Consider the following 15,788-nt stretch of genomic DNA (forward strand, 5'->3'; position numbering starts at 1 on the left):
AATTAATAATCATGGTTCTATACTATCATGTTAACCATTTTTATCGTTCAATGCGAGAAATTGTGCTTTCCCTCACATATTGTAACAGTGTGTGCTTAATATTGACAAGAATTATGAAGCAACTTCTTTTTCATAAAGTGGAAATTTATATGTTTTTCCCACTTGAATATTGTCCGCTTTTACATTTGGATTCAGCTTTTCGAAATCCTGCCTGATTTGATCGATGGGCACCGGGAACTGCTTATGAAGCTGCTCGACAATTGTCAGCACGGTTTCTCCCTGACTGATCTTTTTTTCGGTATATGGCTTAGTATCTGCGGATACTGCTTCTGCAGCAGGCTCTTCATATACATGACCTTGAGGCTTTATGGAAATGGTGCCGCTGTTCATATCATAATAGACGATATACATCAGAAATATAAATAAAATGAAGATCATAAGACGCTTCAATAAAATCATCTCCCACTTAAGTTCACGATAGTTATTTCTATGCTTGTCCCATTAAAATATGTCCTTTATATCTAAAAAAAGGTTGATAGTCCTAATGTATTTAAATAACACCTTCTTTGGACTTTAAATTTCGACAATTTTTTTATTATTTTAATAGTAGCTTTACACTTCCTTAACATTAATTTGGGATAATTTTCTTGATGATAGGGGAAGGATGATACGAAATGAAATTATTATCAATCATTAATAGTAAAAAATTTAAACCTAAAAAAGATCGTCAGCCCTTGCTTTCGAAAATCAATCTGCAGTCGAGATTACTGATATTGGTGCTTACTTTATTAATTTCTTCTATTACAGCAGTCGGGTATACCTCTTATGTAAAATCCAAAAAGACAACAATGGATATTATCGAGGATAGGCTGCAGCGTGAAGTCAATACAACCGGAGAAATTGCTGGGAATTTAATGATTGCCTATCTTGGTGAAGAAGAGGAATTTTTAAAGAGATTTGACAAAGTTGTGCTGACCAATCAAGCTTCAGAGCTCATTCAGGATGGACTGAGTGCTGACTTTTTTTTAATAAATGAAAATAAGGCAAATCCATTTTCAGTAAGTGAAAATTCTAAGATTGCGTTTACCAGTAAGCTTATTGCCGACATTACAGAAAAAGACAATGGCATTTTCCACCAAGAGATAAACGGGATCGACTACACATTATCTTTTAAGCAAGTTCAAGAATTAAAAGGACAGTTTTTAATAGCGGTGCCGACAGAAAGCTATATGAATACAGCTCGGGAACTTGCCTCATTTACTGCATGGATGGTTCTTCTGAGCGGGCTTATTACAACAGCAGTGCTTATCGTCGTGATTCGAAGTTTGACTAAACCTTTAGCGGTGCTCAGAAACACGATGAAGGAAGTTAGAGAGGGGGATTTGACTAAAAACATTCATATAGAGACATCTATGCCGGAAATCAATTCACTCATGAAAAGCTTTAACCAAATGATGACACAAATGCGGATGATGGTGGGAAACATTGATAAAACTACTGGGGATTTGACAAAAACAGGAGAGCAGCTTAGAGAAGCAACAGATGATGTAATCGTACATAATAGTCAGCTTGTTGAGGCGATAAAGATAGTAAGAGCTGGAGCTGTACAGATAGCGTCAAGTTCAGATCACAGTATTCATGCTTTTGGCAAAATGAGGGACGAGCTGAGAGTTGTTTTTCAGGATATGGAATTTTTATTCAGCAGCGCTGCGGACATGAATCAATCAGCTTATCGCGGTGAAAAAAATATATCCCAAATGATTCAGACAATGAATTCATTTGAACAGGAATTTGAAAAGATGACAAATACAATTAGGGGTGTAAAGGAGCACTCTGTATCAATTGCAAATGTAGTAATGATTATTCAAACCATTGCTGAACAGACTAAGCTTCTTGCTTTAAATGCAGCAATTGAAGCAGCCAGGGCTGGCGAAGCGGGGAATGGATTCGCCGTGGTTGCGGGTGAAGTCAAAAAACTGGCTGAACAGTCATCAAAGGCGACTGAAGATATTACTAAATCCATCTTATCTATGGAAAATATATCATCTAGAGCATCAAAGGAGTTTGAACATATGCTCGCTAACATTCATTCCCACCTTGATGTGGCCGCTCAATCCAGAGTGTCATTTGATGAACTGATGAGTGAGATTAATATTGTAAACAGAAGACTCTCGGGCATGAAAAAGCAGATTCAGCATTTGAACGCTACTCTTCCAATTATGGAAAGATCGGCTGAAAGCTTTGCTTCCGTTTCACAGGAGACACTTGCAAGTGCAGAACAGATGCTTGCTGCTTCTGAGGAGCAAATTGCCCAGATGAACAAAACTCACCAAATCGGGCAAAAAATAACGGATTTATCAAGAAATCTTTCCAGCGCTGCAAAAGAATATAAAGTGAGTTAAAAAAAGCGAACCTCTTGGATGAAGGGGTTCGCTTTTGTAATTGCTTCTTATTTTTTTCGGGAAGCAGGAATCTCTTTTAGTGCAAGATACATAATGATCAAGTTAACAAACCAGTTCACAAGAATTCCGCTTGGTACGGATACTTGAAGAAACTCCATGATCATAAAGAATACAGTGGAAAGCGTTACGGCATAGGCTGACATTACCCAAAGCTGTTTAAAATTAAGGTTTCGCTTCAAACTATTTTTAAAAAGGATGCTGATGAAAGCTAAAAAAGTTATTTCAATGAATTTGGAAGCTGCTGTAAACAGAAACAGCATTATAAGAACAACACTCAATACAATCGGTAACACACTTTCAAATTGAGAGGAGTATTGGGATAAGTCATCCTTTGTTAAAGTCATTGTATTCAGCATTGAATAATCATAGCTTTGGGCTTGGCCTGCAACAGCATAAACAAATTCATTTTTTAAAATGCCGATTCCGTTTTGCTTATTTTCAATCTCATCTGCTGTGAATGCGCCAGTCGGATCAAAAACAATAAATAAATCATCCTTTTTTAATTCAAGAGGTTCAGTGGTATCTGAAATTAAAGTGCCATCCTCTATTTTAAATTCAGGAAGGTCCTCCTGCAGGGTGGAATCTAATCCTTTCAGCAGTCCCGAAATGCCAGTGGACATGTACACTGCCATTGGGAGAGTCGCAAGAAGGGTCAGTAAAAACACGTATAGAATGGTTTTGCCGATTCCTTGAAATCTGAACATGGAAATCGATTTTGGAGAGTATAAACTTTTCGCAAACTGTTTAAAAATGTTCATATATGTACACTTCCTTCATTATAATCCAGCTTTCATTTTATACATCTCAGAGGAAAGAAACAAGGCTGAAGGTATGCTGTAAAATAGATTGTTAAGATATTGTAAATTTTTAAGGAAATAGTTCTAAAAACCTTTACAAATAATCAACACTTCGTTAATAATTGGGGAGGTTGTAGAAAGTTGTCGATAAAAGATGTTGGGGGTTGAAATAGGTTGGATTTAGATATACAGAAAATGATATTTGAATTTCTTGGAGGCCTTGGGATTTTCTTATTTGGCATTAAATTCATGGGTGACGGACTGCAGAAATCTGCAGGCGACAGGCTTCGGGATGTTCTAGATAAATTTACTACAAATCCTATTATGGGTGTTCTTGCAGGTATATTTGTTACCATCCTTATTCAGTCTAGCAGCGGGACCACTGTTATTACAGTGGGCTTAGTAAGTGCGGGCTTTATGAGCTTAAGACAGGCAATTGGTGTCATAATGGGAGCAAACATTGGAACCACTGTCACGGCCTTTATTATCGGTATTAAAATTTCTGAGTACTCGCTTCCTATCTTATTTGCAGGAGCAATATTGCTTTTCTTTTTCAAAAATAAAAAAATCCATAATATCGGTCAAATTATATTTGGTTTTGGCGCTCTATTTTTTGGACTTGAGCTAATGGGCGATGGCATGAAGCCTTTGCGTTCTTTAGAAGCCTTTCAGGAATTAACAGTCAGCATGAGTGATAACCCTCTGCTCGGCGTAGTCATAGGGACTGTATTTACTGTAATCGTTCAAAGTTCAAGTGCTACAATTGGAATTCTGCAAGAGCTGCATGGCTTGGGCCTTATCGACATTAAAGCGGCATTGCCTGTTCTGTTCGGAGATAACATCGGTACTACGATTACTGCAGTCCTCGCATCAATTGGAGCTTCAGTAGCTGCAAGAAGGGCCGCGTTAACGCATGTTCTTTTTAACTTAATAGGTACAGCAATCTTTTTAGTGCTTTTGCCTTTATTTACAGCTTTTATAGGAATGCTGAAGATGAATTTAGGTTTAAATCCAGAAATGACGATCGCCTTTGCACATGGTACATTTAATATTACAAATACACTGATCCAGCTTCCTTTTATTGGCGTACTTGCTTACATTGTTACTAAGCTGATACCAGGAGAAGACTCCATGATCGAATACAAAGCAAAGCATCTGGATCCAATCTTTATAGAACAATCATCATCTATTGCGCTTGGACAGGCAAAAGAAGAAATTCTCCGTATGGGTCAATTTGCGACTCTCGGACTTGAAGAAGCAAATCAATATCTTAAATCGAATTTGCCTAAGCATTCAGAAACTGCCTATCAAATAGAAGATGCAATTAATAATCTTGACCGTAAGATCACAGATTATCTAGTGCTTATTTCCAGAGCGGAAATGTCAGCGGCAGAATCCGAAGAACATTCAACACTGATGGATACCGTTCGCGACATCGAGCGCGTGGGTGATCATTTCGAAAATATTGTTGAGCTTGTTGATTATCAATTATCAAATAAAGTGAAGCTTACTGAGTCTGCTCAGGCAGATTTGGATGAAATGTTTACACTGACGATCCAAACACTAAAAGATGCGATTTCAGCATTAGATGACAAAGACACATCCCTGGCTTCTAAAGTTATGAAATCAGAAGAGCAGATTGATAAAATGGAGCGCATGCTCCGTAAAAAACACATCCTCCGCATCAATGAAGGAAGCTGTACAGGTCAAGCAGGCATTGTGTTTGTTGACATTATCAGCAACCTGGAAAGAATCGGTGATCATTCAGTAAATATTGCAGAGGCAGTTTTAGGCTACCGTAAATAATGTTTAAAATAGAATGATTCAGTTATAATGAAAGCAAGGGCTTATGCTCTTGCTTTTTTTACATATGTTTAATAAGAGATTGAGAAATGGTGGTGGATGGCAGTGGAGGTTGTATACTGGGCTCTGATTATATTAATGTTCATCATTGCGTTTGCCGGATTGGTCTATCCAATTATACCCAGCGTTATTTTTATAGTTGGGGGATTTCTTCTTTATGGAGCATTTTTTGGCTTTCAGGAATACGGATATCAATTCTGGCTGATTGAAGGTGTATTTGTAGCGGTTTTATTTGCGGCGGACTATGTATCAAATTTAATGGGGATCAAACGGGTTGGAGGAAGCAAAGCTGCAATATGGGGAAGCACGATTGGTTTATTGATAGGTCCTTTTCTTATTCCGATTGCAGGAATTATTATTGGGCCATTCCTTGGTGCAGTGATTGCTGAACTCCTGGTTCATAAAAAGGATATGAAAGAATCAGTTAAAGTAGGTCTTGGGTCATTAATCGGATTTATATCCGGAGTGTTTGCCAAAACAATTATTCAGCTGATCATGATTGGTTATTTTTTGTATGTTGTTCTATAAACAGCTTCATAAAAAAGATGCCTCATATTTTAAGGCTTTTAAATTGAAACAATCGGACAATTTTGGTAATCTTAATGTGACAAGCTTATGAATGAATAAGCTTCCTATTTACATACAATTTAAGGAGGAGATTTAAATGGCTTACGAACTACCGCAATTGCCTTATGCTTATGATGCTTTAGAACCGCATATTGATAAGGAAACAATGAACATTCATCACACGAAGCATCATAATACGTATATTACTAACGTTAACGCTGCATTAGAGGGTCACGACGATCTTCTCAGTAAAAGCGTTGAAGATCTAGTAGCTAATTTAGATGCAGTTCCTGAAACTGCACGTACTGCAGTCCGCAACAATGGCGGCGGGCATGCAAACCACAGCCTTTTCTGGACAATCCTTTCACCAAACGGCGGAGGAGCTCCATCTGGTGAACTTGCTGATAAAATCAACAGCAAATTTGGCAGCTTTGAAACATTCAAAGAGGAATTTGCTAAAGCTGGAGCAACTCGCTTTGGTTCTGGCTGGGCTTGGCTTGTTGTTAACAACGGTGAGTTAGAAGTAACTAGCACTCCAAATCAGGATTCTCCTTTAATGGAAGGCAAAACGCCTATCCTTGGACTTGACGTTTGGGAGCATGCATATTACCTTAACTACCAAAACCGCCGCCCGGATTACATTTCTTCATTCTGGAATGTAGTTAATTGGGAAGAAGTTACAAGACGTTACGAAGAAGCTAAATAATGGTTCGAACGAAGCAGGAGATCTTTTAAGATCTTCTGCTTTTTTCCTGTTTCATTTAGCATACATAACTCCACCTCATAAAGAGAGACTAATGGTTAGTTAATAAAGGGGAGTTTTTAAAGTATGTCTAAGTTGCAGAAAATATTTGGTGATGTAGAAGTGAATAAAGAACTAATCCTTTTGCTGATTATTGGAGGATTATACTCTTTAGGAATCGCCCTCTCAAATTCTTTTGTCAATGTGTACCTTTGGAAGCAATCTGGCAGCTTTCTCGACTTGGGCATTTACAATCTGTCCATTGTAATCATGCAGCCAGTCACGTTTGTTATTGCGGGGAGATGGGCAAAGAAAATTGACCGGGTGATCGTTTTCAGGCTTGGTATTGCTTTTTTGGCTGTTTTTTATTTGTCAGTTCTTATAATAGGAGATAATGCGGCCAATAACATTATCTTGCTTGGAGGGCTGCTTGGAATAGGATCTGGATTTTACTGGCTGTCTTTTAATGTACTTACATTTGAAATTACAGAACCTGAGACAAGGGATTTTTTTAACGGGTTTTTAGGAATCATGACATCCTCTGCAGGGATGATTGGTCCAATTGTCGCAGGTTTTGTGATCTCAAGATTGACGGGTGATATTGGATATAAGTCCATCTTTTCCATCTCACTTGGATTATTTTTCTGTGCTGTTATTTTAAGTCTTTTTTTAAAAAGGAGACATGCGCACGGGAGGTATTTGCTGCTTGACGTATTAAAGGAAAGGAAACGTAACGTCAATTGGAGAATGATCACTAACGCTCATTTTTTTCAGGGCATTAGAGAAGGAACATTCATTTTTGTAATTGGAGTGCTGGTGTTTATTACTACAGGAAGCGAGTTTGCCTTAGGTAAATACGGACTGATGAACTCAGCTGTAGCTTTTGTGTTTTACTATTTGGCAACTCGGCTGATTACCAAAAAGATGAGGAAAAAATCAATTTTAGTTGGCGGAATTTTATTGTATGCCTCCATCTTTTTGCTCCTGTTTGACCTTACATATCCAAAGCTGATCATGTATGCTATTGCGATTGCCATTGCATATCCGATGCTGCTTGTACCTTATATTTCTCTGACATATGATGTGATTGGGCGGTCATGGAATGCTGCGGAAGCGAGAATTGAATATATTGTTGTAAGAGAACTGTTCTTGAACTTTGGGAGAATCACATCTATTCTTTTATTCATTTTTGCCGTTACAGTATTTGATGAAAAGGAAAGCATTCCAATTTTACTGGCCGTTATAGGCTCTGGCCACAGCTTAATTTATTTCTTTATCCGCAAAGTATCTTTGCTTGACTCAAATGAACCAATAAATGATGACGGTCAAAAAAATATGCCCGAACCGAATCTTGTAGATGGAGAAAGCAGTTAGCATCACATATGACAATCGTGTTACAACTGTCGAATTTAATAGAAATTCGTCGATATTTTTCATAAACTATAACAATAGACACCTTAAAATGGTGTCTATTGTGTTTTTAATAGAAGATAAGGCGGTGCTATATGTCACAGAAAAAGAAACGAACAGTTCCGCTTCGCCTTAACGTTTTGTTTTTCCTCGTATTTTTAGTATTTTCAGGAATGATTTTAAGGCTTGGAATTGTTCAAATCGTTTACGGCGAGGATTACCGCAAAGAAGTTGAACGGAATGAGGAAGTGAATATCAGCACTTCAGTTCCTCGGGGGAAAATTTTTGACCGGAACTACAATACAATTGTCGATAACAAACCTATTAATGCCATTACATACACCAGATCAAATACTACGTCACAAGAAGAACGTTTAGAAGTTGCTGCGAAGCTTGCAAAGATTTTTGACCAGGACCGAACAGATTCAAAGGAAGACCAGGAGGCATTGGAAGAAGAGTTAAAAAAGATTACATTAAGGGATAAAAAAGATTATTGGATTTTAACTCGTCCAAAGGAAGCTGAAAAGAAAATTACAAAAGAAGATAAACAAAAAGTTATTGATGGAGTCATAAGCGATGATGACCTGTATGATCTTCAGCTTGATCGGATAACACAAAAAGATTTGCAGGATATTTCGATAGATGAATTGAAAATACTTGCGATAAAAAGAGAAATGGACAGCGGGTACGCATTAGCTCCGCAAATTATTAAAAAAGATAATATTTCAGAGCAGGAATTTGCATATATAAGCGAGCATCTGGAGGACCTGCCCGGCGTGGATATTACAACCGACTGGGAACGCAGCTACGTTTTTGACAAAACATTAAGAACGCTGATCGGCAGCATCTCTTCGTCAGAAGAAGGGATTCCGAGCGATCGTCTGGATTATTACACATCCCGCGATTACAGCAGAAATGACCGGGTGGGGAAAAGTTATTTAGAATATCAATATGAAGATATTCTTCAAGGCCAAAAAGCAAAAGCCCGCAATATTACAGATAAATCGGGCAAAATTCTTGAAACAGAAATTATATCTGAAGGAAAAAGCGGGAAAGATTTGATTATGACAATCGATGTACAGCTTCAGCAGGAGGTTGAGAAGATTATTGAGGAAGAGCTGCTTGCAGCTAAGAAAAAATCTGGAACAGCTTTACTTGACCGGGCATTTGTCGTCATGATGGATCCAAGAAATGGCGAAATGCTTTCAATGGCAGGAAAGCAAATTAAAAAAGATGAGAACGGAAAAATGGTTCTTGAGGATTATGCGTTAGGCGCGATGACAAGTTCTTATACAATGGGTTCTGCAGTTAAAGGAGCCACAGTTCTTTCAGGTTTTGAATCAGGCGTGATCAAACCTGGTACAGTTCAGCTTGATGAACCGTTATATATTAAAGGTTCTCCGCCTAAGAAATCGTACCGGAACATGGGTAATATTGATGATCTTGAAGCTTTGCAAAGATCATCAAATGTATATATGTTCAAAACAGCGATAGCAATGGCAAACGGGGAGTATAGAAGAAACAAATCTTTGCCCCTTGATACTTCAGCTTTCTCAGTGCTCAGGAATTATTACAGTCAATTCGGATTAGGAGTAAAAACAGGTATAGACCTTCCTAATGAAGCAACCGGCTTCAAAGGGCAGGACCTGACACCCGGATTATTGCTTGATTTATCCATAGGGCAGTACGATACGTATACGCCGCTTCAAATGGCACAATATGTTTCTACGATTGCAAATGGCGGATACCGCATGAAGCCTCAAATTGTAAAAGAAATAAGGGAGCCGTCGCCTAAAGACAATCTAGGTTCCGTTATTCAATCTATAAATCCTGAAGTTTTAAATCGTCTCGATATGAAGAGGGAATACATTGAAAGGGTACAGGAAGGCTTCAGGCGTGTAACACAGGAGAAAAATGGAACAGCCTACAGTTATTTTTCAGGGGCAGATTATTTACCTGCTGGTAAAACGGGTACTGCGCAAGCTTTCTACGATGGGCCGAATAAAAACAAATTCCTGTCGCCTACTTATAATTTAACACTTACAGGATATGCACCCCATAATAATCCTGAGGTTGCATTCGCGGTAGTAGTGCCATGGGCTTACGATGAGGCGAAAAATTCACATCCTATAAATAACCTGATCGGAAGACGGGTCATGGATAAATACTTTGAACTGAAAAGCGAGCAAAGCAAAGAAGGCATTCAGGAAGGTGTAGGCCAGCCTGAAAATGCAAGGGTGCTGGAAGAGGAAGAAAATGAATAGAAACTAATACAAATGAAGATAATAAAAGCACTCTGTTAGAGTGCTTTTTATTATGCTTTAGATATTCTACAAAACGCGACAAAATTATTCACGCATTTACAAAACCTTAACATTCGATTAAAACCATGTTAACACTTTAGCGTTATTGTATTACTTGTAGGACAAAAACACCACTTTGTAGGGGGAATTAAGAAATATGAAAAGCTTCAAATTTTTAGCCATGACAATTATGATTTCATCATTGCTTGCATTCGCAGCAGCTTGTGGAAATGGTGAAGGTTCAGAAGGCAACAGTTCAGAAAATGGATCTTCTGAAGAAGCAGCTCAAGTAGAAGGTGAAGTTGGAATCGACGGATCATCAACTGTTGCTCCTATTGGTGAAGCAGTATCTGAAGAATTCGCTATGGATAACAAAGATGTTAAAGCTCCTATTGGCGTATCAGGGACTGGCGGCGGCTTTGAAAAATTCGTAGCTGGTGAAACAGATATTTCTCAAGCATCACGTCCAATTAAAGATGAAGAAGCTCAAGCAGCGAAAGAAGCTGGGATTGAATATACAGAATTACAAGTAGCATTTGACGGTTTATCAGTAGTAGTTAATAAAGAAAATGATTTCATTAAAGAATTAACTGTAGAAGACTTGAAAAAGATCTGGGTTGAAGACGGCAAAGAAAAAATGTGGTCTGACATTAACCCTGAATGGCCTAAAGAAAAAATCACTTTGTTCTCTCCTGGAACAGATTCTGGTACTTACGATTACTTTGATGAAGTAATTCTTAACGAAGAGCCTGTTGCTAAAGCAGCTACTCTTTCTGAAGATGACAATGTTTTGGTTAAAGGTGTACAAAGCAATAAAAATGCAATGGGTTACTTTGGATATGCTTACTACCTAGAAAACAAAGACACTTTAAAAGTTGTTCCAATCGTAAATGAAGAAGGCAAAGCAGTTGAACCGACTAACGAATCAGTTGAGTCTGGCGAGTACAACCCGCTTTCACGTCCGCTTTACATCTATGTTAACAACGCATCAATGAAAGAAAAGCCGCAAGTTGCTGAGTATGTTAAATTCTACTTGGAAAACGCTGGTGCATTAGCTGAAGAAGTTGGCTATGTAAGCCTTCCAGAAGAAAAATACACAGAACAGCTTAAAACAATCGAAGGTTTAAAATAATTTCAAAATCTAATAGATGAGAAGCGTAACTGCTTCTCATCTTCCCATGTTTTGGAAAGGGGTTTTCACAATATGGCAACACAAACAAGCCAGTCTGTCAGTGAAATGATAAAAGAGAAAAAGGAAAAGAGATCTTGGTTAAGATATATAGAGAAGATCGTTCCTGCATTTCTGCTGCTGACAGCCATTATTTCTGTTTTAACAACTGTTGGAATTTTATTCACACTGATTGTAGAGACATTTACTTTCTTCAATAAAGTTTCAATTATTGACTTTATTACACAAAAAGAATGGTATCCATTTTTTGCAAGCGATCCTTCTTACGGTATCATCACGTTAATTTCGGGTACGCTCCTGGTAGCGTTCATTGCTATGGTGGTCGCATTGCCTATAGGTCTAGCTTCTGCTATTTATTTGAGTGAGTATGCTTCAGACCGCGTCAGAAGAATTATTAAACCGATATTAGAAGTATTGGCAGGTATCCCGACAATTGTATACGGATTTTTCGCCCTGTCATTTGTGACACCATTACTGCAATCAATCATCCCGGACTTAGGATTTTTTAATGCCCTCAGTCCCGGCATTGTTGTAGGCATCATGATTATTCCTATGATTGCATCTTTATCTGAAGATGCCATGACTTCGGTACCTAAATCAATGAGAGAGGGAGCTCTTGCACTTGGCTCCACAAAGTTTGAAGTAGCAATAAAAGTTGTCTTGCCTGCAGCCGTATCTGGCGTCATTGCTTCATTTGTTTTAGCTATCTCAAGAGCAATTGGTGAAACTATGATTGTAACTCTTGCCGGAGGAGCTACTCCAAAGCTTACATTTGATCCGACAGAGTCAATTCAGACAATGACAGCTTATATTGTACAAGTAAGCTCAGGAGATGCTGGATATGGAACAACAATTTACTATAGTATTTATGCTGTAGGTATGACGCTGTTCATCTTCACGCTGCTGATGAATTTGCTTGCACAGTTCATTTCTCGACGGTTTAGGGAGGAATATTAACATGAACTACATCAATAAAGAGAAAGTCGCTAAAAAAATGTCCAGCAGACTTGCTGTTAATGGCATCTATAAAGGCATTTTCTTATTGGCTACAAGCTTTGCATTAGTAGTACTGGCCATCCTTTTATATCGGATATTCACTCAAGGATTTAGTTATATAACTCCAGAATTCTTTCAAAACTTTGCATCAAGGAGACCGTCAGCTTCAGGCATCAAAGCAGCAATTGTAGGATCCCTGTGGGTAATGGCAGTTGTCATACCTGTTGGATTGATACTAGGAGTTGGAACGGCACTATATTTGGAAGAATACGCTAAGAAAAATAGATTCACAAACTTTCTTCAGATAAATATTGCGAACCTTGCAGGGGTTCCTTCAATAGTATTCGGGCTATTGGGGTTAACGGTATTCGTTCGATTTTTTGATCTTGGGAGAAGTATTTTAGCGGGAGGATTTACAATGGCGCTGCTTGTCCTGCCAGTCATTGTTGTTGCATCCCAGGAAGCGATCAAGGCTGTTCCGAAAGAAATGCGCGAGGCATCATTTGGAATGGGGGCAACAAAGTGGCAAACGATCCGTCAGGTTGTTTTGCCGGCGGCAGTACCAGGTATATTAACAGGGAGCATCCTTGCTTTCTCAAGGGCGATTGGTGAAACAGCTCCATTGCTTGTAGTTGGAGCTTTTGCCTTTGTTAATTACCTTCCGGAAAATGTGATGAGCACATTTACAGTTATGCCGATTCAAATTTTTAACTGGGCTTCAAGACCTCAGGCTGATTTTCAGGATGTAGCTGCTGCAGGTATTATTGTTTTGTTCATTTTCTTGATAGTCATGAACTCAGTTGCGGTTTTCATTCGTAATAAATTCCAAAAAAATTATTAAGCATGCTTAAAGGATGAAGGAGGCTTCACACAGTGGAAATGACAAAAGTTGTGAAAGAGCGCAAGGAAAACGAAGAATTTGAAACGATTGCTAAAATAGACAAAAGCATCGTTTACAAAACAGATAATCTTAACCTTTGGTACGGAAATGATCAGGCATTAAAAAATATTGATCTGGACATTTATGAAAATGAAGTCACTGCAATTATCGGACCGTCCGGCTGCGGAAAGTCCACTTATATTAAAACTCTAAACCGCATGGTAGAGCTGATCCCTACAGTTCGCACATCTGGAAAAATTATTTATCGCGGGAAAAATATCTTTGATAAAGGCTATGGTGTTGAAGATTTGCGCACACGCGTCGGCATGGTATTCCAAAAACCAAATCCTTTTCCAAAATCCATCTATGACAATGTTGCATATGGACCAAGAATTCATGGAATCCGAGACAAACAGACTCTTGATGCGATCGTTGAAAAGAGTTTAAAAGGGGCTGCCATCTGGGACGAAGTAAAAGACCGTCTTAAAGAAAATGCTTTTGGTTTATCAGGCGGTCAGCAGCAGCGTCTATGCATCGCCCGCTGTCTAGCAATTGAGCCAGATGTTATCTTAATGGATGAGCCTACTTCTGCTCTTGACCCAATTTCAACGCTGAAAGTGGAAGAGCTTGTTCAGGAATTAAAAAAACAGTACAGCATCGTAATCGTTACTCACAACATGCAGCAGGCTGCACGTATTTCTGACCGGACAGCATTCTTCCTGAACGGAGAAGTTGTTGAGTATTCAGAAACAGACCGCTTGTTCTCGAATCCTTCAGATAAACGTACAGAAGATTATATTACTGGACGTTTCGGATAATGTTTAAAGCAATAAGTCGTGCATATGAAAAATTGCACGACTTATTCCCATATCGATAAATAATCATTTATTATTAAAAGACAGATAAAATGTGGAGGTAACTAAACATGGTGGTTAGAGAGAAATTTGAATACGATTTAAAAATCCTGCGTGATCGATTAAATGAAATTGCTCAGCTCACTGAAAAGGCTTTACTAGAAGCGATCCACGCACTTGAAACGAAAAATGTAGAAGCAGCATTGGAAATCATTGAAAACGATGAGCGCATTGATGATTTAGATGAGGAAATCAACGATTTGGCTATCCTTCTTATTGCAAAACAGCAGCCGGTTGCCATTGATTTAAGGCGGATTATCGTTGCCATTAAAATCTCAAATGATATTGAAAGAATGGCTGACTTTGCTGTGAATATCGCTAAATCTACGATTCGTATCGGTGATGAGCCATTATTCAAGCCGATTGAAACAATCAAAAAGATGCATGCGCTTGCTGTAGAAATGCTTTCGCTATCTGTAAAGGCATTTAACGATGAAGATGTCTTATTAGCTAAGAGAGTTGCTGATATGGACGATCAAGTAGATGATTTATACGGACAAACGATTAGAGAGCTTCTTGAAATTATGCCTGAGCGTAAAGAGCTTATGCAGCAGATTACTCAATTAATGTTTGTATGCAGATATATTGAGCGTACTGCAGATCATGCAACAAATATTTCTGAAAGTGTCCTATACCTTGTTAAAGGCAGAAGATATGATTTAAATGCATAAACATAAAAAGAGCTTGTCACCTAAGTGACAAGCTCTTTTTATGTTATTTTACAAGTACATTGACAATTTCGCTGAAGGACATGCCTTTAGTAAGTTCAAATGTTCCCATACGAACCTTCGTATGATAATTTCCGTTAATGACAAATTCATTAAAGTCCTTTGCAGAGGCAATAACGCCTTCTTGCTCCAGGATGTCAGAAACATCACCTGTATTCATTCCCTCTACAATTTTCAATGTGTATTTTTCATTTTGAGGCTTTTCTTCAGGCGGGGCTTCGGCTTGCTTTTGTTTTTCAATCAATGCAGTTTCTTTAAAGGCGATAAGCTCATCGTATTCTTTCGTGTCGATAGCCGTCTGGCCCTTTTTAATTAGGTATTCTTTTATATCATTTTCAGACACTTCTTTGCTCACAACAGCAGCTGTTTTTTCATTGGCTTCTCCCATGAAATATGTAGCGGCAAGAACAGATGTAGACAAAATCATTCCAGCTGCGAATGATTGAAATCCTTTTTTGCTCATGTTAAGACCCTCTCATTCTTTCTAAGAATGGCTCCGATCTCTTTTTCGCTTAAGTATTCAGATCTTGCAATTGCTTCAGTGGATAAGCCTTGATTATGTTTCAAAATGATGCGCTGCAGGGTCTGAGGGTCGATTGAATCATTATCTGTAATCTCTAAATCATTTTGAAGAATTTCTTCTTCCAGCACTCTGACTTTTTTCTTCAGCTTATATATCTCTTGCATCGAAGAAACAGACAGGTGTTCAACTTCCTGTTCAATATCTTTTACATGGTCTCTTTGAAAGAATGAGACGCCAATTAAAAGAATACTGACTACTAACAGGGCAATGATCATAATCTCCATATTTATTCACCTTCTAATATTTTTTCCCTTTTTCTTTATATCATAGATTTCATACATTCTAAAGCGGAATATGCAATTTGTCGAAAAATGTCTTAATTCGAGCGATTTTCTCTTAGAATAATCTTATGTC

The 15,788-nt window shown here is 38.2% G+C and carries 15 protein-coding genes; 11 read left to right on the forward strand and 4 right to left on the reverse strand.

Going from position 1 to position 15,788, the window contains the following annotated elements; genetic code table 11:
- Positions 1-111: 111 nt before the first annotated feature.
- The gene (locus E2R53_RS01505; RefSeq protein ID WP_133310085.1) at positions 112-450 is read right to left on the reverse strand and encodes a hypothetical protein; all 339 of its coding nucleotides are present in this window, start codon (positions 448-450) and stop codon (positions 112-114) included.
- Between the two features lie 224 nt (positions 451-674).
- Between E2R53_RS01505 and E2R53_RS01510 the strand changes: the two genes are divergently transcribed.
- Positions 675-2,402, forward strand: coding sequence for a methyl-accepting chemotaxis protein (locus E2R53_RS01510; RefSeq protein ID WP_133310086.1), 1,728 nt, complete (start codon positions 675-677; stop codon positions 2,400-2,402).
- Between the two features lie 47 nt (positions 2,403-2,449).
- Here the strand turns inward: E2R53_RS01510 and E2R53_RS01515 are convergent, their stop codons facing one another.
- A complete protein-coding gene (locus E2R53_RS01515; protein WP_133310087.1) occupies positions 2,450-3,220 on the reverse strand; it encodes a DUF1189 domain-containing protein in 771 nt (256 codons plus the stop codon).
- 234 nt (positions 3,221-3,454) lie between these two features.
- Between E2R53_RS01515 and E2R53_RS01520 the strand changes: the two genes are divergently transcribed.
- From E2R53_RS01520 to phoU, 10 genes are all read left to right on the forward strand, one after another.
- Entirely contained in the window at positions 3,455-5,065 is a 1,611-nt protein-coding gene (locus tag E2R53_RS01520; protein WP_133311109.1) for a Na/Pi cotransporter family protein, read from the forward strand.
- 96 nt (positions 5,066-5,161) lie between these two features.
- Positions 5,162-5,650, forward strand: coding sequence for a DUF456 domain-containing protein (locus E2R53_RS01525; protein ID WP_435796765.1), 489 nt, complete (start codon positions 5,162-5,164; stop codon positions 5,648-5,650).
- 136 nt (positions 5,651-5,786) lie between these two features.
- Positions 5,787-6,395 (forward strand): superoxide dismutase SodA, encoded by a 609-nt coding sequence (gene sodA / locus E2R53_RS01530; RefSeq protein WP_133310089.1) that lies wholly within the window; start codon positions 5,787-5,789, stop codon positions 6,393-6,395.
- Between the two features lie 123 nt (positions 6,396-6,518).
- The gene (locus tag E2R53_RS01535; protein WP_133310090.1) at positions 6,519-7,805 is read left to right on the forward strand and encodes an MFS transporter; all 1,287 of its coding nucleotides are present in this window, start codon (positions 6,519-6,521) and stop codon (positions 7,803-7,805) included.
- 131 nt (positions 7,806-7,936) lie between these two features.
- Entirely contained in the window at positions 7,937-10,105 is a 2,169-nt protein-coding gene (locus E2R53_RS01540) for a peptidoglycan D,D-transpeptidase FtsI family protein (RefSeq protein WP_133310091.1), read from the forward strand.
- Positions 10,106-10,301: 196 nt separating this feature from the next.
- Positions 10,302-11,276 (forward strand): PstS family phosphate ABC transporter substrate-binding protein, encoded by a 975-nt coding sequence (locus tag E2R53_RS01545; protein ID WP_133310092.1) that lies wholly within the window; start codon positions 10,302-10,304, stop codon positions 11,274-11,276.
- Positions 11,277-11,348: 72 nt separating this feature from the next.
- A complete protein-coding gene (gene pstC, locus E2R53_RS01550; RefSeq protein WP_133310093.1) occupies positions 11,349-12,290 on the forward strand; it encodes a phosphate ABC transporter permease subunit PstC in 942 nt (313 codons plus the stop codon).
- Between the two features lies 1 nt (position 12,291).
- Complete coding sequence (gene pstA, locus E2R53_RS01555; protein WP_133310094.1) at positions 12,292-13,170, forward strand: phosphate ABC transporter permease PstA; 879 nt, start codon at positions 12,292-12,294, stop codon at positions 13,168-13,170.
- A 32-nt stretch (positions 13,171-13,202) separates the two neighbouring features.
- The gene (gene pstB / locus E2R53_RS01560; protein ID WP_286166039.1) at positions 13,203-14,027 is read left to right on the forward strand and encodes a phosphate ABC transporter ATP-binding protein PstB; all 825 of its coding nucleotides are present in this window, start codon (positions 13,203-13,205) and stop codon (positions 14,025-14,027) included.
- 107 nt (positions 14,028-14,134) lie between these two features.
- Positions 14,135-14,794 carry a phosphate signaling complex protein PhoU gene (gene phoU / locus E2R53_RS01565; protein ID WP_133310095.1) on the forward strand — a complete coding sequence of 220 codons (660 nt, stop codon included), beginning with the start codon at positions 14,135-14,137 and terminating at the stop codon, positions 14,792-14,794.
- Between the two features lie 43 nt (positions 14,795-14,837).
- Here phoU and E2R53_RS01570 read toward each other — a convergent pair whose 3' ends face one another.
- Together E2R53_RS01570 and E2R53_RS01575 are read right to left on the reverse strand one after the other, a co-directional pair.
- Positions 14,838-15,314: a hypothetical protein gene (locus E2R53_RS01570; RefSeq protein WP_133310096.1), complete on the reverse strand. Its 477-nt coding sequence runs from the start codon at positions 15,312-15,314 to the stop codon at positions 14,838-14,840.
- On the reverse strand, positions 15,311-15,658 hold the full coding sequence (locus E2R53_RS01575) for a hypothetical protein (protein ID WP_133310097.1): 348 nt from the start codon (positions 15,656-15,658) through the stop codon (positions 15,311-15,313). Before E2R53_RS01575 ends, E2R53_RS01570 begins: the two co-directional genes overlap by 4 nt.
- Between the last annotated feature and the right edge of the window lie 130 nt (positions 15,659-15,788).

It is taken from the genome of Peribacillus frigoritolerans, assembly GCF_004358755.1.
Taxonomy (GTDB): domain Bacteria; phylum Bacillota; class Bacilli; order Bacillales; family Bacillaceae; genus Bacillus_P.

What these genes read in the sequence shown, in the direction of transcription:
- E2R53_RS01520 (WP_133311109.1), top strand. Translation starts at nt 3,455, where the DNA reads ATGATATTTGAATTTCTTGGAGGCCTTGGGATTTTCTTATTTGGCATT.
- pstA (WP_133310094.1), top strand. Translation starts at nt 12,292, where the DNA reads ATGAACTACATCAATAAAGAGAAAGTCGCTAAAAAAATGTCCAGCAGA.
- pstC (WP_133310093.1), top strand. Translation starts at nt 11,349, where the DNA reads ATGGCAACACAAACAAGCCAGTCTGTCAGTGAAATGATAAAAGAGAAA.
- E2R53_RS01535 (WP_133310090.1), top strand. Translation starts at nt 6,519, where the DNA reads ATGTCTAAGTTGCAGAAAATATTTGGTGATGTAGAAGTGAATAAAGAA.
- E2R53_RS01510 (WP_133310086.1), top strand. Translation starts at nt 675, where the DNA reads ATGAAATTATTATCAATCATTAATAGTAAAAAATTTAAACCTAAAAAA.
- E2R53_RS01540 (WP_133310091.1), top strand. Translation starts at nt 7,937, where the DNA reads ATGTCACAGAAAAAGAAACGAACAGTTCCGCTTCGCCTTAACGTTTTG.
- E2R53_RS01515 (WP_133310087.1), bottom strand. Translation starts at nt 3,220, where the DNA reads ATGAACATTTTTAAACAGTTTGCGAAAAGTTTATACTCTCCAAAATCG.
- E2R53_RS01570 (WP_133310096.1), bottom strand. Translation starts at nt 15,314, where the DNA reads ATGAGCAAAAAAGGATTTCAATCATTCGCAGCTGGAATGATTTTGTCT.
- phoU (WP_133310095.1), top strand. Translation starts at nt 14,135, where the DNA reads ATGGTGGTTAGAGAGAAATTTGAATACGATTTAAAAATCCTGCGTGAT.
- E2R53_RS01545 (WP_133310092.1), top strand. Translation starts at nt 10,302, where the DNA reads ATGAAAAGCTTCAAATTTTTAGCCATGACAATTATGATTTCATCATTG.
- E2R53_RS01525 (WP_435796765.1), top strand. Translation starts at nt 5,162, where the DNA reads ATGGCAGTGGAGGTTGTATACTGGGCTCTGATTATATTAATGTTCATC.
- E2R53_RS01575 (WP_133310097.1), bottom strand. Translation starts at nt 15,658, where the DNA reads ATGGAGATTATGATCATTGCCCTGTTAGTAGTCAGTATTCTTTTAATT.
- sodA (WP_133310089.1), top strand. Translation starts at nt 5,787, where the DNA reads ATGGCTTACGAACTACCGCAATTGCCTTATGCTTATGATGCTTTAGAA.